General features: G+C 63.5%; 14 protein-coding genes. 5 read left to right on the top strand and 9 right to left on the bottom strand.

Features of this window, described 5'->3' with window-relative positions; all coding sequences use genetic code 11:
* Positions 1-3: 3 nt before the first annotated feature.
* Entirely contained in the window at positions 4-1,254 is a 1,251-nt protein-coding gene (locus HWX76_RS33560) for an efflux RND transporter periplasmic adaptor subunit (RefSeq protein WP_176016958.1), read from the bottom strand.
* Between the two features lie 224 nt (positions 1,255-1,478).
* Positions 1,479-2,360: a LysR family transcriptional regulator gene (locus HWX76_RS33555; protein WP_050015694.1), complete on the bottom strand. Its 882-nt coding sequence runs from the start codon at positions 2,358-2,360 to the stop codon at positions 1,479-1,481.
* A 721-nt stretch (positions 2,361-3,081) separates the two neighbouring features.
* On the opposite strand from HWX76_RS33555, the gene HWX76_RS33550 reads away from it, so the two are divergent.
* Positions 3,082-3,936 (top strand): AraC family transcriptional regulator, encoded by an 855-nt coding sequence (locus HWX76_RS33550; RefSeq protein ID WP_244138058.1) that lies wholly within the window; start codon positions 3,082-3,084, stop codon positions 3,934-3,936.
* A 169-nt stretch (positions 3,937-4,105) separates the two neighbouring features.
* On the opposite strand, the gene HWX76_RS33545 is transcribed toward HWX76_RS33550, so the two are convergent.
* Entirely contained in the window at positions 4,106-5,056 is a 951-nt protein-coding gene (locus HWX76_RS33545; protein WP_124637404.1) for a LysR family transcriptional regulator, read from the bottom strand.
* Between the two features lie 298 nt (positions 5,057-5,354).
* Complete coding sequence (locus HWX76_RS33540) at positions 5,355-6,653, bottom strand: adenylosuccinate synthase (protein WP_050015689.1); 1,299 nt, start codon at positions 6,651-6,653, stop codon at positions 5,355-5,357.
* Positions 6,654-6,793: 140 nt separating this feature from the next.
* On the opposite strand from HWX76_RS33540, the gene gcvA reads away from it, so the two are divergent.
* The gene (gene gcvA / locus HWX76_RS33535) at positions 6,794-7,699 is read left to right on the top strand and encodes a transcriptional regulator GcvA (RefSeq protein WP_089490163.1); all 906 of its coding nucleotides are present in this window, start codon (positions 6,794-6,796) and stop codon (positions 7,697-7,699) included.
* A gap of 154 nt (positions 7,700-7,853) precedes the next feature.
* Here gcvA and HWX76_RS33530 read toward each other — a convergent pair whose 3' ends face one another.
* On the bottom strand, positions 7,854-8,162 hold the full coding sequence (locus HWX76_RS33530) for a hypothetical protein (protein ID WP_050015708.1): 309 nt from the start codon (positions 8,160-8,162) through the stop codon (positions 7,854-7,856).
* A gap of 2,345 nt (positions 8,163-10,507) precedes the next feature.
* Between HWX76_RS33530 and HWX76_RS33525 the strand changes: the two genes are divergently transcribed.
* The gene (locus HWX76_RS33525; protein WP_050015685.1) at positions 10,508-11,824 is read left to right on the top strand and encodes a replication initiation protein; all 1,317 of its coding nucleotides are present in this window, start codon (positions 10,508-10,510) and stop codon (positions 11,822-11,824) included.
* Positions 11,825-11,919: 95 nt separating this feature from the next.
* Here the strand turns inward: HWX76_RS33525 and HWX76_RS33520 are convergent, their stop codons facing one another.
* The 4 genes from HWX76_RS33520 to HWX76_RS33505 form a co-directional block, all read right to left on the bottom strand.
* The gene (locus HWX76_RS33520; RefSeq protein WP_050015683.1) at positions 11,920-12,951 is read right to left on the bottom strand and encodes a ParB/RepB/Spo0J family partition protein; all 1,032 of its coding nucleotides are present in this window, start codon (positions 12,949-12,951) and stop codon (positions 11,920-11,922) included.
* The gene (locus HWX76_RS33515; RefSeq protein ID WP_006497839.1) at positions 12,944-13,639 is read right to left on the bottom strand and encodes a ParA family protein; all 696 of its coding nucleotides are present in this window, start codon (positions 13,637-13,639) and stop codon (positions 12,944-12,946) included. The genes HWX76_RS33520 and HWX76_RS33515 overlap by 8 nt, the downstream gene beginning before the upstream one ends.
* A 1,633-nt stretch (positions 13,640-15,272) precedes the next feature.
* On the bottom strand, positions 15,273-16,289 hold the full coding sequence (locus HWX76_RS33510) for an AraC family transcriptional regulator (protein ID WP_050015681.1): 1,017 nt from the start codon (positions 16,287-16,289) through the stop codon (positions 15,273-15,275).
* Between the two features lie 127 nt (positions 16,290-16,416).
* Positions 16,417-17,541, bottom strand: a complete 1,125-nt coding sequence (locus tag HWX76_RS33505; RefSeq protein ID WP_176016956.1) for an MBL fold metallo-hydrolase — start codon at positions 17,539-17,541, stop codon at positions 16,417-16,419.
* An 84-nt stretch (positions 17,542-17,625) separates the two neighbouring features.
* Between HWX76_RS33505 and HWX76_RS33500 the strand changes: the two genes are divergently transcribed.
* Together HWX76_RS33500 and HWX76_RS33495 are read left to right on the top strand one after the other, a co-directional pair.
* A complete protein-coding gene (locus tag HWX76_RS33500) occupies positions 17,626-18,279 on the top strand; it encodes a TetR/AcrR family transcriptional regulator (protein WP_089490161.1) in 654 nt (217 codons plus the stop codon).
* A gap of 174 nt (positions 18,280-18,453) precedes the next feature.
* On the top strand, positions 18,454-18,945 hold the full coding sequence (locus HWX76_RS33495; RefSeq protein ID WP_124651827.1) for an NAD(P)H-dependent oxidoreductase: 492 nt from the start codon (positions 18,454-18,456) through the stop codon (positions 18,943-18,945).
* The last annotated feature ends 62 nt before the right edge of the window (positions 18,946-19,007 follow it).

The raw sequence follows: 19,007 nt of genomic DNA, 5'->3' as shown, positions 1-19,007 counted from the left end.
CTGTTATTGCGCGCTCGACGCGGCGGCCGAACTCGCTGCGGCACTGGCCGCGGTAGTTGCCGCGGTAGTCGCCGGCGCGGCGCTTGCCGAGGTGGCGGATGCGGCATCCGGCGCCGGGGCGAGCTGCGCGGCGACGGTCTTCACCGTCGCGCCCGGGCGCACCTTGTCGACGCCTTGCACGATCACGTGATCTCCTGCCTGCAGACCGCCTTCGACGACCCAGTTCTGGCCGTACGTGCCGGTCGTCGTCAACGGACGCATCTCGACCTTGTTGGCCGCGGTCACGACCAGTGCGATCGCCTGCCCCTTCTGGTCGTGCGTGACGCCGATCTGCGGCACCAGGAACGCGTTCTCGTTCACGCCTTCCTCGATCCGTGCGCGCACGAACATCCCCGGCAGCAGCACGCGGCCGGGGTTCGGGAACACCGCGCGGATCGTCACCGAGCCGGTGGTCTGGTCGACCGTCACGTCCGAGAACTGCAGCTTGCCGGCTTCCGAATAGGTCTTGCCGTCTTCGAGGATCAGCGACACCTTCGCCGCGCCCGGGCCGCTCGTCTTCAGGCGGCCGCTCTGCACGTCCTGACGCAGCTTCAGCCCTTCGAGGCTCGACTGCGTGAGGTCGACGTACACCGGATCGAGCTGCTGCACGGTCGACATCAGCGTCGCCTGGCTCGCCTGCACGTATGCGCCCGGCGTCACCTGCGAGATGCCGACGCGGCCGCTGATCGGCGACACGACATCCGTATAGCCGAGATTGATCTGCGCGGTGTCGACCGCCGCCTTGCCGGCCGCGACGTCCGCCGCGGCCTGGCCTTGCGTGGCGACCGCGTTGTCGTAGTCCTGCTTGCTGACCGCGTTCGCGGCGACCAGCACCTTGTAGCGCGCGACCAGCGCGTTCTGCGTGACGAGGTTCGCCTGCGCCTTCGCGAGCGTCGCCTTCGCGCTGTTCAGCGCGGCGATGTACGGCGCCGGATCGATCTTGTAGAGACGCTGACCGGCCTTGACGTCGGTGCCTTCGGTGAATTCGCGGCGCAGCACGATGCCGTCGACCCGCGCGCGGACCTGCGCGACGAGGAATGCACTGGTGCGGCCCGGCAGCTCGGTCACCGCGGGCACGGCTTGCGGCTGGACGGTGACGACGCCGACTTCCGGCGTTGGCGGCGGCGGCGCCGATTCTTTTTTCCCGCACGCGGCCAGGAAAACGGCAGCCGTTGCGGCAGTGATTAAGCGGTATGGAACCCGTTCGACGCGCATGGAGCGACCTCTCACAATTAGACGACCTTCAATGGGAATCACCAGATCTCCTCATGGCCCTGACGCGCGGCGAACCTGAAGGGTCCTGTCCGCCGCGGATGCGGACACGTGTTGCGGGTGTGCGTTGCACCCGGCGGAGCGTTCGTTCGCCGAACTGCTTCCGAAAAAGAACGGCGAGCCCGCTGCCTCGGCGGGATCGCGTTGCCATGGGTTCTGCCAGACTGCTAGCGCGCGGGTCGGAATGCAGCGCCGGCGAATTCGATGAACGCGCGCGCGGCGGCCGGCAGACGTGCGGCACGCGCATGCGCAAGCTTCAACGTGACGGGCGCGAGCAGATGGAGCGGGGCCACGCGCACCAGCGTGCCGGCCGCCAGATCGGCGTCGACGAGATACGCGGGCAGCACCGCCGCGCCCATGCCGGCCACGGCCAGCCGCCGTGCCATCTCGAGATGGCCGACGCCCGTATTGCCGGGCGCGACGCCGGATCGAATCCCGGCCGCGTGGTCGTCGTCGGCCGCCGGCAACTCGAGCCGCACGGTCGCGATGTCCGGCCAGTCGCCGGACGCAGCCGCGCCGCCGTGCGCGGCGACATAATCGGGCGCCGCGACGCGCACGGATTCGTACGCGGCCAGCGTATGCAATGCGTGCGCGCCGGACACTGGCATCCCGTCGGTCAGGAACGCGACGTCGATGTCTTCGGTAGTCAGGTCGACGTGGGCATCGGTCAGCGTCACGGTCGGCCGCACGTCCGGAAACCGGTGCACGAAACGATCGAGCAGCGCGCTCAGCTGGCTGAGCCCGAACGCGACCGGCGCGGCCACGCGCAATACGCCTTCCGGCTTGCTGCCCATCGCGACGAAACGGCCGTCGATCTCGTCGATCGCACCGAGAATCCGCTCGACGCGCGCGAGATACAGCTCGCCGATTTCCGTCAGCGACTGGTGGCTCGTGCTGCGTTGAAGCAGGCGCGCGCCGAGGCGCGTCTCGAGCGCATCGACCAGTCGGCTGGCCATCGCCGTCGACACGCGCAACCGCGTCGCCGCCCGGCGAAACCCGCCTTCCCTTGCCACCGTCACGAATGCCCGAATCGATTGAAGTTGGTCCATTTGTCCGGATTTCCCTGCGCGGACGACTGCCCGTCCATCTGCACCCGACGCCGCGCCACAGCCGGCCCGCATCGGCCCGGCCAATGCGGCGGCCCCGACACCGGCTCCGCCGGGTCGGTCGACACGCTCGCGACGAGCACGCGTCGGCTTGCAACGGACGCAAGCCGGCCTCGGCAAGCCCGATGCACGATCGTTCAATAGCAGTCCTGAGTCTTTCCCGGCGATTCGCGGCGGCAACGCGCGCGGCAAGGCCGGCGGCGTCCGCGCATCACGCGGACGGTGTTGCCCGTATCGTCCGGGCACGCTGAATCGCATTTCCTTCAGCAGGTGCAATGGTAGGGAAACCGCCGGAAAATGGCTTGCCCGATCCTGCGATTGTTTTGCCTTAATTTCCGAATTTGTGCGTCGCACACCCTGCCACGACAGGCGACGCGGCCGCCGATCATGCAGGTCCGGATGATCGGGCTAATTTCGGACAGTTTTAGGCAATCCCGCGCACGCAACTGGCCGTACGATGTGACCGCCATGCCTGCACGCCGGCAGCGAATCGCAGCGCACGCACGGCATCGCCCGCTCCGCCAACCGCTCACGCAACATGGAAATCGACGCCCGAACGCCGACCCAACCGCGCCATCCACCGGATCACGATGCCCGGTCGCCAGCCCGATCGCCCGCTGCCCGGCTGGCGGCGCTGATCGCCGTGTACGCGCCGCACGACGGCATGTTCGACCTTCCGCTGCGCGGCATGCGTGTCGCGCGCGCGTCCGCGCTGCCGCCGCAGTGGAACCACGGCGTGCACCACGCGTGCCTGAGCATCGTCGGGCAAGGCGCGAAGTCGATGCGGGTCGGCGACGATACCTACACGATCGACGAATCGCGGATGCTGGTCGCCACCGCCGACCTCCCCGTGACCGGACGCGTGACGCGCGCGAACCCCGCCGAGCCGTTCCTTTACGCGCAACTCGCACTCGATCCGCACCGCATCGCGGCGCTCACGCCCGTCGTCTTTCCGCGCGGGCTGCCGAAAGCCGTCGACTACCGCGCGCTCGACACGCTCGACGCGACGCCCGAAATCGTCGACGCCGTCGCGCGGCTGATGCAACTGATCGCACAACCGGACGACCTCGACCTCCTCGCACCGCTGATCGTCGACGAAATCCTCATCCGGCTGCTGCGCGGCCCGTCGGGCGCGCGCATCGCGCAGATCGGCGACGCCGGTTCGACGACCCAGCGCATCTCGCGCGCCGTCGCATGGATTCGCGATCACTATCTCGATCCGATGGCGGTCGACGCGCTCGCGCGACAGGTGGAGATGAGCCCGTCGACCTTCCACCATCATTTCCGTGCGGTCACGTCGATGAGTCCGTTGCAATGCCAGAAGGTGCTGCGGCTGCAGGAGGCGCGCCGCCTGATGTGCCTGTCGGCGATGGATGCGCGGCAGGCGTGCCGCAGCGTCGGCTACGTGAGCGCGTCGCAGTTCAGCCGCGAATACGCGCGGCTGTTCGGCGACGCACCGGGCCGCGACGTCGCGCGACTGCGCGGCGAAGCGGTGCCGCTGTCGCGCGTCGCACCATGAACGCGTATCGCAAGAAAACGCTTTCATAAGGACGTGCCGGGGACACGGGCATCATTGTCCAACCGGTCCGCGCACATGCATGCGTCGCCTGCCTTTAACGCAGGACTGCGAATTATTTCAGTTGACCCGAAAGACAGTGCGCGGTACTCACGTATCGATCATGCGTGAATCAGGCATGACGGGACGCACAGCAAGCGTTCAATGCTGCCTCGTCCGCGGCCAGCATCTCGGGCACGCATTCCCGCAGGAAATCGACGAACGTGCGGATCTTCGCATCGAGATACTGACGCGACGCATACAGCGTATAGACCGTCAGCTTCTGCAACCGGTAATCGGGCAGCACGCGCACCAGCGCGCCGCTCGCGAGCGCGGGCAGCGCAGCCGACATCGGCAGCGGGCCGATCCCGAGCCCCGCGCGCAGCGCGGCGCCGAGCGCATCGGCGATATTCACCTGGAAATCGGGCACCGACAGTTCGAACGTTTCGCGGCCGTTCGGGCCGTCGAGATGCCAGCGGTCGCGCGGAAACAGCGACGTGACGAGCCGCAGGCACGCATGCCCGGCGAGATCGCTCACCGCGCGCGGCGTGCCGCGCGCCTTCAGGTAGGCAGGCGACGCGCACAGCACGCTGCCCACGTCGCCGAGCCGCTGCGATACCAGCCCGGAATCGGGCAGCTCCGTCGTGCTCAACTGCAGCGACACGTCGTAGCCTTCGTCGATGATGTCAGGCACGTGCTGCGACAGCGTCAGCTCGACCGCGACCGACGGATAGCGTTCGCGGTAGCGCACGACCGCGGGCACCACGTAGGACTGGCCGAAACTCGTCGTCGCGTGGACGTGCAGCCGTCCGGACGGCTTCACCTGTGCATCGGCCGCCTCGGCTTCCGCTTCGTCGATATAGCCGAGGATGCGCTGGCAGCGGTCGAGATAGCGCTGCCCGGCGTCGGTCAGTGCGATGCGGCGCGTGCTGCGGTTCAGCAGGCGCGTGCGCAGATGCGTTTCGAGTTGCGCGACCGAACGCGACGCGTAGGCCGTCGTGATGTCCAGGCGCTGGGCCGCGCTCGTGAAGCTGCCCTCTTCCGCGACCCGGACGAAAATGCGCATCATCTGTAACGTGTCCATCGACCTGTCCCCGCGATTGTCACGTCGCGCCGTCGTGCGGCCAGAGTGCCGGCAGCGCCGGCACACGCCGGTCTGGCGCGAATTGTGCGGAACAGTACAGCAGCGGTGCAGGCGTGTCCAGTTCGCCGTAGGCGGCACGATCCGGATGCCGAATCGTGCTGCGAAGCCGCTCACCGAGCGGCATCCGGGCCGGGCGGACATGCGTATGGAGGGACCGACAGGCCAACCGCAGCGATCGGAAAAAGCTACCCGCCGACCACGATCGCGCTCTCGATCGACACCCTGTGCATCCCGCGCATTACGCGGCGGCCACCGCATCGAACGGATTGCGCAACACGATCGTGTCGTCGCGCTCCGCGCCCGTCGTGATCATCGACACCGGCGCGCCCGCCACGGCTTCGATGCGCGCGATGAAAGCCTGCGCGGCCCGCGGCAGCGCCGCACGCTCGCGCACGCCCTGCACGGAGCCTTGCCAGCCTTCGAACCGTTCGTAGAGCGGCTTCGCGCGCGACTGCGCATCGAGGCTCGCGGGCAAATGATCGACGCGCACGCCGTCGAATTCGTAACCGATGCACAGCGCGATCGACTCGAAACCATCGAGCACGTCGAGCTTGGTCAGCGCCAGCGACTCGATGCCCGAGATCCTGACGGCCTGACGCAGTTGCGCGGCATCGAGCCATCCGCAGCGTCGCGGCCGGCCCGTGTTGACGCCGAACTCCTGTCCGCGCGCACGCAGCGTTTCGCCGGTCGCGTCAGTCAGCTCGGTGAGGAACGGGCCGCCGCCGACCCGCGTCGCATACGCCTTCGTCACGCCCAGCACGTGGCCGAGCTTCGCTGCCCCGAGCCCGGTGCCGGCCGCCGCGGCCGATGCCACGGTGCCCGACGACGTCACGAACGGATAGGTGCCCCAGTCGATGTCCAGCATCACGGCCTGAGAGCCCTCGAACAGGATGCGCTCGCCGCGATCGGTCGCGTCGTTGAGGTCGGCCCAGACCGGACGCACGAACGGCAGGATCTTCGGCGCAAGCGCAACCAGCGTCGCCAGCATCGCGTCGCGATCGTACTCGTCGAACCCCAGGCCGCGGAACCACGCGTTGTGATGGTCGACGAGCACGTCGAGTTTGGCGGCGAGCCCGCCCGGTTCGGCGAGATCGCCGACGCGCAGCCCGCGACGCCCGACCTTGTCCTCATAGGCCGGCCCGATTCCGCGCAGCGTGGTGCCGATGGGTTCGCGGCGCAAACGCTCCTGCGCCTCGTCGATCGCGCGGTGAATCGGCAGCACCAGCGTCGCGTTCTCGGCGATCGACAGGTTGTCCGGCGTCACCGACAGCCCGAGTTCGGCCATCCGCCCGATTTCCGCGAGCAGCGCTTCCGGATCGAGCGCCACGCCGTTGCCGATCACGCCGCGCTTGCCGCGCACGATGCCGCTCGGCAGCAGCGCCAGCTTGTACGTGTTGCCGCCGACGACCAGCGTGTGGCCCGCGTTGTGGCCGCCGTTGTAGCGTGCGACGACATCGGCCTGCGCCGCCAGCCAGTCCACGACGCGCCCCTTGCCCTCGTCGCCCCATTGGGCGCCCACCACCACCACGTTCGGCATGCTCCGTACTCCATGTGAGAAATTCAGACACTCGGTCGGCCCGGTTGGCCGTTTGTGTGCCATATTGGCGGAGCCGAATCACCCGATCAAACGATTAAACCTGAACCATCGTGTGAGTAAATTTCACGCGAAACGATGCAATGGCCCGACGACTCCCTCCGTTGAATTCGCTGCGCGCGTTCGAAGCCGCCGCGCGGCTCGGCAGCTTCACGCTGGCCGCCGACGAGCTGTGCGTCACGCACGGCGCGATCAGCCGGCACGTGCAACAACTGGAAGCGTGGCTCGGGCGGCCGCTGTTCGAACGCCACAACCGGCGCGTCGAACTGACCGCGGCAGGCCGCGCGTACCTCGCCGAGGTCGGCGCTTCGTTCGACCGGATCGCACTTGCCACCGCGCAGCATTTCGGCCACGCGCAGCAGCGCGTGCTGCGCGTCAGCGCGCCCGCGACGTTCTCGCTGCGCTGGCTCGTCCCGAAGCTGTCGTCGTTCCAGGTCGGGCATCCGGCCATCGAGGTGCGGCTGTCGACGTCGAACGAGCCGATCGACAAGCTGCGCGACAAGGTCGACCTGATCGTTCGCGGCGGCCCGCAGGCCATCGACGGGTACGTTGCGGAGGAATTCCTGTCCGAAGTCCGGCTGCCGGTGTGTGCGCCGAAGTTGCTGGAGGGCCGGTCGCTCGAGACGCCTGCCGATCTCGCCGGCTTCACGCTGCTGCACGCGGCAACCTATCCGGGCATGTGGCCGGAATGGCTCGCGGCGGCCGGGCACCCGAACCTCGTCCCGCGGCACTCGCTCACGCTCGAGCATTTCTACCTGACGCTGCAAGGCGCGCTCGACGGGCTCGGCGTCGCGATGGGCCCGATCGCGCTGGTCGCCGACGACATCGCCGAAGGCCGGCTCGTGCAGCCGTTCAGCGAACCGGCGCTGCCGCCGTGGCGCTACTTTACATATGTGGCGTCCGCGCGAGCGGACGACGACGCCGTACGCGCGTTCAAGGACTGGCTAAAGGCAACGGGAAGCGCGACTGCGTCGGGCGAGCGGCGCTGAGCGCCCGCGCCTGTGTGTCGTGCATCTTCACGACATGCAGGATTCCGAATCGAATTGAATAAACGTATGGAGCATGTTTGCTTTCGTGCATCGCGCGATCGCGACACACGCGGCAAGCCGCGGATCGGCCCCGTGGCTTGCCGCCGGACGACGCTTACTGGCTTGCGGCGCCGGCCTTCTTTTCCGCGTTCTGCAGGTTCTGCGGATAGTTCGGATCATTGGCCGCCGGCTTGTAACCGGCGTCTTCGAGTTTCTTCAGCTCGGCGGTGTTCTTCGCACGCGCAGCCTTGCGCTCGGCTTTGCGTTTGGCCCTGGCCGCCTTGCGCGCTTCGCTCTTCGCGGCCTTGGCGTCCTGTGCAGCCGGCGCGCTTGCGGTTTCCTGTGCAAAGGCCGGAACGGCCGAGCCGAACAGGAAAGCGGCTGCGGTAGCAGCCAGCGTGAGTTTTCTGATCTGGATTCGCATCGCTGAACTCTCTTTTTTGATGACCATCACGGTTTGAAAAACCATCGAGATACCGCCCCTGCCCTGACCAGTCGTCATGTCGCGGTCAGGACTTGAGCATCATAACCGTGTCGCAAAAATTGTGGCGTCAACGTGCTGACGGAATTGGGGATACACGTATGGGAGACAACGCGGTTGGTGCGCTCGAGGTCGGCCGCCGCGGTACTCGACGCGGTGCGAGGCGCCGACGCGTGTTTCACTGGTGGCGATATCGATACGCTCATGCGCTCATGCGCGACGTGAGGATCGTCGTGCTTGCACGATCACCGCAGCAGCAGTCGATCCATGCGTCACGTTATCGTTCGATGCGGCTCGAGCGACGGTTCCTCCCATAAACGACCACGATTCGTTTCTTCGGCGGTCAGGAGGGTTACGTTGCGTCGTTGCGGCGTGCCGTGATCTGTTCGGTACCGCTTGCCGCACTGTGATGCAGAAGGTTGTCTGTGTGTGGAGGCAAAGCGGGTTGTCGATCCGTAGGTCTGACAAAAAAGGCGGGGCAGCGCAAGCGGTGAAGACGTCGGCCCGATGGACTGCACGAATGCGCTGAAACTGATCATGAGCGAGCAGCGCTCGTCGGATGGATATGCCCATGGCCGTGAAGCCTATCCGTCTGTGCAACCGTGCTTGCCGACGCTGAAGCGCCACACAAGGATGCCGATCGTTTCCCGTTTGCTCCCATCGACGGTTCCTTATGTGGATGAGGGCTGGGATCTACACAGCTTGCTTATACCTGTGCCGCCGCCTATCGGTGAGCTTTTACGGGACTCTGCTTTTTCGGAAGGTGAGCATATTCGGGAGCATCGGGAATTCGATTGCGGTGAGCTCCGGCACCGACAGCACCTTCACGTTGGTTCGCAACGATGTCGACGGACACAGCATGGCTTGCCGGGCGGCACTCCAAAGGTAGAAAAACTGACCGGACGTGGGATGGAAACAGCCGGGATCGGATTCCGTCGGGCACAGTCCACAGGCTAAATTTGGCGAGCGGCATCACAGGCGATCGACAAAAACTTGTCCATAGACGGGGCAGCGCGAGTACAAAAAACCATTCACGGGCAGTCCAGGATGATTTCGAACTGCTGTGGACGAAGCGACGCGATTCGCTGCGCTCGTCAGTCATGGTGCCGAGGGTGCCATGGGGCACATTTTTGGGTCCCATAAACGGGAACCTCTACGCCGAAACTACGCATTTCCTCCCATAAGTTTCTACGTTTCGGCGTTTGTGAGTGGGTACTCACCTCTTCGGGAGGCCTTGTCAGGCCTGGAGCCTTCCTGGAACGGTGTGTCAAACAGAGCCGAGTCGGCCTGGATCGCAGGATCTGAACGCCTTGCGTCCCACAGACGACTCCCATTGGTAGCGGTTTATGGGGTTCGTCTTTCTGTGCAAGCACACGTGTGTTTACATCTTTGGTAAACCACGTTTACTTCTTTAACTACTTTTAGACGGCTCACAGCCTTGTCTGGCAAGGGTTTGAGGGGTGTTCGGTACCCATTTATGGGAGCACAGGTGGAAGGGTTTGGGGTTTCAGGTCTGTGGATTTGGGGGTTGGGGTACCGTGTTGTGGGGAATCCGGGTTGTGGATATGGGGCGAACGTATCCGGTTATGGGAAATCGACCGTCAATCGCGCTCGGTAGTCGTCTATGGGAACACAGGAAGGTAGCCTTTTATGGGGGGCTTTTCTCGGTTGGTAGTCCGATGCGTGCACAGTGATTTTCTTCGGGTAGCCGGTTATGGGAAATCTGAAAGGTACCTATTTATGGGAGTCGGTCTCAGTCAATTTGCTGCCCTTTGCTCGGGGACGCCGTGAAGCTTTCCCATAGACAGGGCTAAGGCCACGGACAGGTTACCGTCTATGGGGAAAACGAATGGTTGCCGTTTATGGGAGCGATTTCCACCTTCAATCCGGAAAGCAGCTGCGTCGACCCCGGTGACAGGTAGCCTCCTATGGGAAACGACAAAGGTAGCCCGTTATGGGAGAAAAAGGCGGCTGTGTTGCGGGGCACCACGAATCTTCCCGGCGATCTCGATTCCGTCCGTTTGCCCCCATGGATGGGTACCTTCGTATGGCAATTCTTGTGCCGGGTTGCCCTGTCGAGCCAGGAAAGGTAGCGGCTTTTGGGAGGTATTTTGATCAAAAGGTAGACGGATATGGGGCTCTGAACAAATCGTGAAACACGGATTTCTCATTACGTGTCAGATAGTTAGCTCATATAGTGAAAGTGATGCTTGAGCAAGGGCGTTGCTCCGTGGCGCGAAAAGGTATAAAGTCCGCTCTCAATAAGGCAACCTTACCCGGACACCACGATGCCGCGCAAGCCCGCAAGCAAAGGCTCAGACAAACAGGTTTCGCTGTTTCAGACACCCGAGCCGCCCGACTTGCTGCGCAAGGCGGTCCAGGCGATTCATATCGCACCGAAGTCGGGAAAGATCGGTCTGCAGCAGCGCAAGATGTTCAGCTCGTTGATCAAGAACGCACTTCGGCAGGAGGCGTTCGAACCGGGCCGGACGAGCTTCTCGATCTCGATCGCGTCGCTGTCGCACGAGAGCGGGCTGAACAGCAACAACACGAAGTACGTGAAGGATACGGTCAACTCGCTGATCAGTACCGTCGTCAACTGGGACTACCTGGCCGCGGACCGTTCGACGGTCTGGAAAGCATCGGGCCTGCTCGCCGGCGCGGAGCTCGAGCAATCGGTGCTGAAGTACAGCTTCTCCGACCAGATTCGCAGCGAACTGCTCAATCCCGAGATCTACGCGCTGATCGATATGCGGATCGCTCGCGAGTTCCGGCGATCGCACTCGCTCGCGCTGTGGGAAAACACGGTGCGCTACGAAGGGATCGGCATCACCGCGAAGATTCCGCTGCCGAAATTCCGTGACCTCATTCTCGGCCAGGACAAGGCGTCGCAGTCGTACAAGGAATACAAGCTGTTCAAGAGCAAGGTCCTGGTGCCGTGCATTCAGGAGGTGAACGAAGTATCGGATCACACGCTCGAGCTGATCGAACACAAATCCGGCCGCAGCGTGGAAGCCGTGCAGTTCAAGGTGACACGCAAGCAGAGCACCGATACGGTCGAAGACGGCGACGTCAAGAACGAAGCGCTGGTCGAGGAGGTCGCGAAGTTCGGCATTCCGCGTTCGGAGGCGCGCCGGCTGATCACGCAATACGGCGTGCAGCGCATCAAGGCGGCGATCGCCTATACGCTCAATCGGACCACGAAGAAAAATGCGGCGCCGGTCGACAACGTCGCCGCGTATTTCCGCAAGGCGCTGACGCACGGTTACACGCTGGCCGACGGGCAGGGAACCGAAGCGGCCGCACCGGCGAAGGAATCCGCGCAGAGCAAGCAGGAACAGATTCGCGACAAGTATCTGGCGGCGAAGGTCGAGGAAGCCGGCGCGTATTTCCGCGAGCTGGAGATCGACGACCAGACCAGGCTGATCGAGCGTTACAACGAGACGGTGGCGGGTTCGAAGGACCTGACGCTGTCGCCGAAGAAGAAGGCGAGCAAGCTCGCGCAGACCAGCTTCTTCCGCTGGCTGGCGCTCGATACGTGGGGCGAGCCGACCTCGGATGACCTGCTGGAATTCCTGCTGAAAAGCAGTCTCGCGGGCAACTGAAAGAGGCCTCGCCGTCGTGCGCGCCGTGCGCCGGACCCTGTTGTGGTCCGGCTGCGCGGCGCAGCGCGAAGGCGAGGCCTTTTGCCGGTGGCGCGTTACTTTGGCGTTGCCGCCGCCAGATCGGCGACGTACGCGTCGATGACGGTCTTGAGCTTGTCGGCAAGCGCTTCCTGGTGGGATGCGTCGACGCCCTTGAGCTGCAGATCCAGACGTCCGTCCGGATAAGTCTTCAACTGACCGATTGCGCGCGATTCGAGTGCGAAGTCATGACGGACGCTATAGCGCGTCCGTCCGGGCTTCTTGGCGCCGTCGCTTTGCGCACGCAGGAAATTCTCGAGATCGCGGACGGATTTTTTCCGGTCGATCACGGCCGTCAGCAGCCGGTCGGCCGTCGGCTCGCCCAGGCGTTCGAAGATCAGCTTCAGAAAGTACGCGGCCTGCAGACCGACCACGTCGTTCGCACTCGCCATCCGCTCCAGCAGCGTGTTCGGCAGCGCGTTCAGCGACAGCGTCTTGCTGATCGATGCCTTGTCCTTGCCGATTTTCTCCGCCAGCGTGTTCTGGTCGGCAAAGACCTTCTCGTCGAGCAGACGTTTCCACGCGACCGCATCGTCGAAGATCGTCTGGCGTTCGTGATCGTGGTTCGCGCGGTACGCGATCGTATAGAGCTGCTCGGGCGTGTGATCGGTGCGGAACGTCGCATTGATCGTCTCGTCGCCGTTGATGCTCGTCGCACGCAGCCGGCGTTGCCCGTCGATCACGACGAGCTTGCCGGGAAATTCGGGGAGCCGCGTGACCTTGATCGGCTCGATCTGCCCTTCCCGTTTCAACGTCAGTGCGAGTTCGTGCAGGCTCGACTCCGAGTAGAACACGCGCGGGTTGAACGGGTTCGGAATGCAGTCCTTGACCAGTACTTTCTGCGGCGCGCCCAGATCGGGCGCACCGGCGGGCGCGGTTGCGGCCGGCGCACTGGTGGGCGCCGCTTCGACGACGGCAGCCGGTGCGGCCGCCGGCTCGGGCAGCCGCGTTTCGAGTGCCGCGTTTTCCTGCGCGAGTCCGCGCAACAGGCCGGCTGCCAGATGCAGGTTGCCGGTCGGCTTCTTGTCTTTCGAGGTGTCCTTAGCCATGGGCGGCTCCGGTAGCGCGCGTCGACGCGATGTATTGGGCCATTTCCGTGACCAGTTTTTCGATTTCCGCGCGGGCTTCCTTCAGGCCCTTCAGGTATCGATTATGGTGATGGATCGTGGTGCCGAGCGCGAACGTCTGACGATAGACCTCGCGTTGCGCGATCTGGCTGTCGAGCAGATGCTCCCCTATTTCTTCAGCTCGTAAAATTTTTAAAATTTCTTCACGCATTTTAGTTTTTCCATTGACGCTATTCAGCATTAATGCGGAAGAAAGTTGAGGATTTCGAACGGCGCGCATCGACTCGATCATGCGGATCATTGCAACCGTGCTGTACAGATCGGCCGGCGACGGCGAAAGCGGCACCAGGCAGAAGTCCGCCACTTCGAGGACGGATGCAATACGTGGATCTTCGAGGTTGCCGGGGCAGTCGACGACGATCACGTCGAAGTTCGCGTCCTGTTTCTTGATTTCGCCGCCGATGCCGCGGCCGGCAGGCGCCAGCGACAGGACCGTCATCGGGAGCGTGTTCTCGCCACTTGTGACCCACCGGACGGAAGTGCCTTGAGGGTCGGCATCGATCAGCGCGACCTTATTGCCGCCGGCTTCGAATGCCGCCGCGATGTTGACGGAGATGGTTGTCTTTCCAGTTCCACCTTTTTGATTACTGACGGCGATCTTGAAAGCCATTGAATTCCTCCTAGGAGTTTTACGTAATATAGGCAGTTATTCATAGGTTGTCTACAAAAGTGTTCAATGCTATGGATGTTTTATTGGTCGTTGTGGTTGTTACGTGACAAGTAGGCCGAATAGCTAAGCGTTATTCGAGAGTAGCGATTCGATAAAAAACCATCGATCTCGGTTGCAAAAGAACGAACGACAAATGTGAGGGAAGCCGACGGTCTTTGGGGTCCATAACGAGATCTTGTGGAGAGACTTGGCGTTTTGGCGTGCGTAGATCTCATTCGAAATTCGATACGAATCCATGTCGGTGATGATGTTGGTCACGGGGAAACAAATGGTTGTCACGTGACAAGTCGCTGGATCTCCGATTTCTCTTGGGCCGTACGTCGTGAGGAACTGTTCCATACGCGGCGTCTCGGATTCCGCAGGAACGTCAGAAAGTTCCTTACTTCAATTGTCGATGCGCGCGGCGCGTGACCATATACCTCTCGTCGGTAACGAGGTGAGTTGTCACGTGACAAATGAATTCCGACGCATCTCCTAACGGGCACTCCGCGATCATCAGGGAGTCGTCGTGGTTGGCGTGTGCTCGTGGCGTACAGGGCTTATTGCTAAGGAGGAACGGCATCGTCGACAGTTTTCGGTCTCGGCTCGTCACTGAATCGCTAGCGAGTTGTCACGTGACAACAGGAGCCGGTGTCTGGAAGACTCGTGCGGCAGGCGGGCTGTATATGAAGGGAAGAGTCCCGCGCGAGGGTTGCAAACGAGCGTCTCGGTAGCGTGGTCGGGACATCATCGGGCCGTTATTCCGCTATCGTCGCATGGACGCTCACGTGTCGAAGCTATGCGTCAGAACAACTGCTGAGGTGCGCCCCCACGACGATATCGTGGCGACTATGATGTGTCCCCATTTACGCGGTGGAGCGAAATTAGTGTTGCTGCTCGTGTCGGCTAACAGGGGAGGCTGTCTCGTGGCAAGTATCAATTCACCGTGCCCTGGAGAGGTTCGACGTGCGCGAGATCGCCGCGTATACCGGCCGCAATGGGTGATGAATCCATGTGCCAGGGACATGTGCCAACCCAAACGGATCGGGTCGTGAAACATTCGCCGAAAATCGATGCTCGCCGGAAATCCTTGTGTGGCAATGGCTTGCGCCACATTCTTCATCCTGTTTCACGCGAAATGAGCGCGAAAAAGCTTGGAAATGGGGGCGTATGCTATTTCAGTGCGACGGCGTTGGGGAACGGCCCAATCGCAGGTAGATTCGTCTTGATCGATACGTGATTTGTAGTTTATGAGACGTTTTGTGGCGGGGCGCAGCTAGAGGTTGTCGACGTGTCGGAGGATCACTCCACCACTGCGTGGCATCGAGCCGCCAATTCGGCATCAAGTGGGCTTGGTATTTAGCGCCGGTTGTCACGTGACAACGCATGTGCCGAGCCCCAGATTCGTGAAATCGCGAAATATGGAACGGAGAAGCTGAGGCCGGGGAGTCGTCGAGCAGGACTCTGGAGCGCCGCCGGTACAACATGATCTTACAGAGTGGCGCGCGTCCCCTTAAACTGCATGCGACAAATCCAGCCCCGTACTTTGCGAATCCCATCGAAGCCCGTACATCGCTACCGTCCGCGCTCGCGATCAATAACTCGCCACGATCGACAGAGCGACGTCCGCGCCACCTCGCAGGCTATCGATATCCCGTCGCGGAGAATTACCGAACAGCCGACTATATTCCCGATTGAACTGCGTTGGGCTCGCATACCCGACCCTGAACGCCGCCGACGCTGCATCGAGCCGCTCCGCCAGCATCAGCCGACGCGCCTCGTTGAGTCGTATCCATTTCTGATACTGCAACGGACTCATGCCGGTGAGCTGACGGAAGTGATGATGGAAGGTCGAACTGCTCATCTGAACTTGCGCCGCGAGATCATCGACGCGCAACGATTCGTCGTAGTGAGCGCGCAACCACCGGATCGCGCGCGACACGCGGTTGCACTGACTGCCGGTGGACGCAATCTGGCGCAGGCGCGCGCCCTGGTCGCTCGTCAGCAGCCGATAGTAGATTTCCCGCTCGATATACGGTGCGAGAACGGCAATCGCGTTCGGGTCGTCCAGCAGCGCGAGTAGCCGGTTCAGCGCGTCGTACAGCGGTTCGGTCATGTCGCCGACGACGAGTCCGCGGCCAGCCGGCGCATCGTCGTGATCCGGCGCGACTTGCATCATCAGTTCGGCCATGACGCGGAAATCGAGCTTGAGGCCGAGCCCGAGAAACGGTTTGTCGGGACTGGCCTCGATGATTTGCGTCGAACCGGGCAGATCGAGCGACGTGATCAGAAAGCGGTCGGCGTCATAGATATACGCATCCCCGCTCTGTATGACCCGCTTCGCGCCCTGAACGACGAGGCCGAAGCTCGGCTCGACCATGCATTCCATCGGCAGCGTCGGCGCTTCCCTTCGATGAAAGCTCAGATTGGGAATGGCCGTGTTGAGGTGATCGACACCTTCGGTCCATCTCGCGACGCGCTCTGCGAGCGCCTGCCGCAATTCGTTCTCGCGGCTGCGGCGGGTCGAACGGTGGCCTGCCTGGTCGAATGCCGTGATGGCGACATCATCGTCTCGTTGGCCGGGCATGTATCGGACGGGTACCGGATGCATGACTTCTCTACTCAGGTAATCGGGTCGACAGGCAGCCGTCGACGTGCAGGGGAGGCGGGCAACGCATTCACCACCCGGAATCGCGGCACGGTCATCTTCCCGGCAGGCACGCGCAGCGACTGGCGGACTACTTCGTCGCCTGCGATGCGCAAAGCTGCCAGCGTCGCGATTTCGCCGCCGGCGCTGCCGCGCGCTCGTCGACCGCGCGCCACCAGCGCGCGCCACGATGCGGCGCGTCGAGATCGAGGTGTTCGCCCATTCTCGGTGTTGACAGTTCGATGCCGCGTACGAGCGCCAACGCCGTGACACGCTCGAACGGCTCCTGCCAGCGATGCATGGCGAGGTCGAACGTGCCGTTGTGGATCGGGACTAGCCAGCGTCCGCGCAAATCGATGTGCGCCTGCACGGTTTCTTCCGGCTGCATGTGCACGTACGGCCATTGCGCATCATAGGCGCCTGTTTCGATCAGCGTGACGTCGAACGGCCCGAGGCGCTCGCCGATCTCCCGGAAGCCATCGAAATAACCCGTATCGCCGCTGAAGAATACGCGGAGGTCGTCGTCGACGATCACCCACGACGCCCACAGCGTACTGTTACCGTCGAACAGGCTACGCCCGGAGAAATGCTGGGCGGGCGTAGCCGTCAGCGTCAGCCCGGCCACGTCCGCGCTTTGCCACCAGTCGAGCTGGCGAACCTTGTCCGCGTCGACGCCCCATTCGATCAACCGATCGCCGACACCCAGCGTCGTCACGAACATGCCGGTGGTGGCGGCAAGCGCGAGCACCGTGTCGCGATCGAGGTGATCGTAATGATCGTGCGACAGGATCACGCCGCGCAGCGGCGGAAGATCTTCCAACGCGATCGGCGGCGCATGAAAGCGCTTGGGGCCGATGCGCCGAAACGGCGACGCGCGCTCGGCGAACACCGGATCGGTCAGCCAGAATTCGCCGCGCAGCTTCAGCAACAGCGTCGAATGGCCGAGCCGGTACAGGCTGCGATCGGGCGCCGCGTCGAGTTCCGCGCGGGTCAGCGAATCGACGGGGAGGGCGCCGGCCGGCACGGTATGACGCGGCTTGTTGACCAGCATGTTCCATGCGATGCCCAGCGTCTTGCCCAATCCTTCGGCGGGCCGCGGCGCGACATTGGCAAAGCGCTCGCCGTTGTGCTGCGGCGAACCGCCGGACAGCGTCCGGCCGCGGCGGGCCGCCGCAAAGCCCAGAATGCGGTGAATCAAAACGAGAGGCGATGCCATGTCCGGTTCGTCCGAAGAATAAAGTACACTAAACAGTGTAGTTTATTTTTGAGATAAGTAAACTGCCCGGTGTAAAATTTCTGTATGGATACCAGCACTTCCCCTCAGCGCCTGACCGACCGAAAGCGCGCAGCCATCGTCGATGCGGCGATCGAGGAATTTCTCGCGGCCGGCTACGATGCGACGAGCATGGATCGTATCGCCGCGCGCGCCGATGTGTCGAAACGCACGGTCTATAACCACTTTCCGAGCAAGGAGACGCTATTCGCCGCGATCCTGAACAAGCTGTGGGATGCGACCCGGGCCGGCAACTTGCCGACCTATCGCGCCGACGTGCCGCTGCGCGAGCAACTGCTCGCGCTGCTCGAGCGCAAATTGCGGTTGATGAACGACGAAGCGTTTCTCGCGCTGGCGCGCGTCGCGATCGGCGCGGCCATCCATTCGCCGGAACGCGCGCGCGACATGGTCGAACGTCTCGGCGAGCGTGAGGAAGACGTCACGGTCTGGGTGCGTGCGGCCGCGGCGGCCGGCCGGCTGGCGGTCACCGATCCGGTGTTCGCCGCGCATCAGTTGCATGGCGCGATGAAGGCATTCGCGTTCTGGCCGCAGATCACGATGGGCCAGCCGCCGCTGACGGCGCAGGAGCAGCAGAAAGTGGCGGAATCGGCCGCCGACATGTTCCTCGCGTACTACGCGCGACACGACGACGGCGCCGCATCGCATCGCACGCAGGGCTGAACGCGTATCCGCAAGCATCTGGAAGCGCGGGCCGGTCGAAATCGCTGCGATGCGCGAAACTGGCCGATCCGGAGAAAACGAACGCACGATCGCACCGACCCCGTGCCGACCGACCCTCCGGCCCAAACCCGGCGATACGTCCGCGCACCCGAAACCGACTGCGAGCAACGACCCATGAAAACGCTGTTGATCGTCTATCACACGATGACCGGAGGCACGCAGCAGATGGCCGAAGCGGCTGCCGGTGCGGCTCGCGAGCAGCCCGGCGTCGACGTCAGGCTGCAGCGCGCGGACGCGACGAGCGCCGACGACGTGCTGGCAGCCGACGCGTACCTGTTCGCGACGCCGGAGAATTTAGCGGCGATGTCCGGGCTGATGAAGGATTTCTTCGATCGCTGCTACTACGCGGCGCTCGATCGCGTGAACGGTCGTCCGTATGCGGCGATGATCTGCGCGGGCAGCGACGGACAGAACGCATTGCGGCAGATCGACCGGATTGCGACCGGATGGCGGCTGAAGAACGTCGCACCCGGGCTGATCGTCTGCACACATGCGCAGACGCCGGAGCGTATTCTCGCGACGAAGACGATCGACGAAGACGCGCTCGCGCGCTGTGCCGAACTGGGTGCGGGGCTTGCCGCGGGGCTGGCACTGGGCGTGTTCTGAGGACGGATACGGCAGCGCCGATCTGCCGAATCGACACAGGCGGGATCTGCAGTCGTTCGCGC

Source organism: Burkholderia sp. BCC0398 (genome assembly GCF_902833245.1).
GTDB classification, from domain to species: Bacteria; Pseudomonadota; Gammaproteobacteria; order Burkholderiales; family Burkholderiaceae; genus Burkholderia; species Burkholderia sola.
Note: the sequence above shows the minus strand (reverse complement) of the source record. Positions and strands in the feature narration are given on the sequence as shown.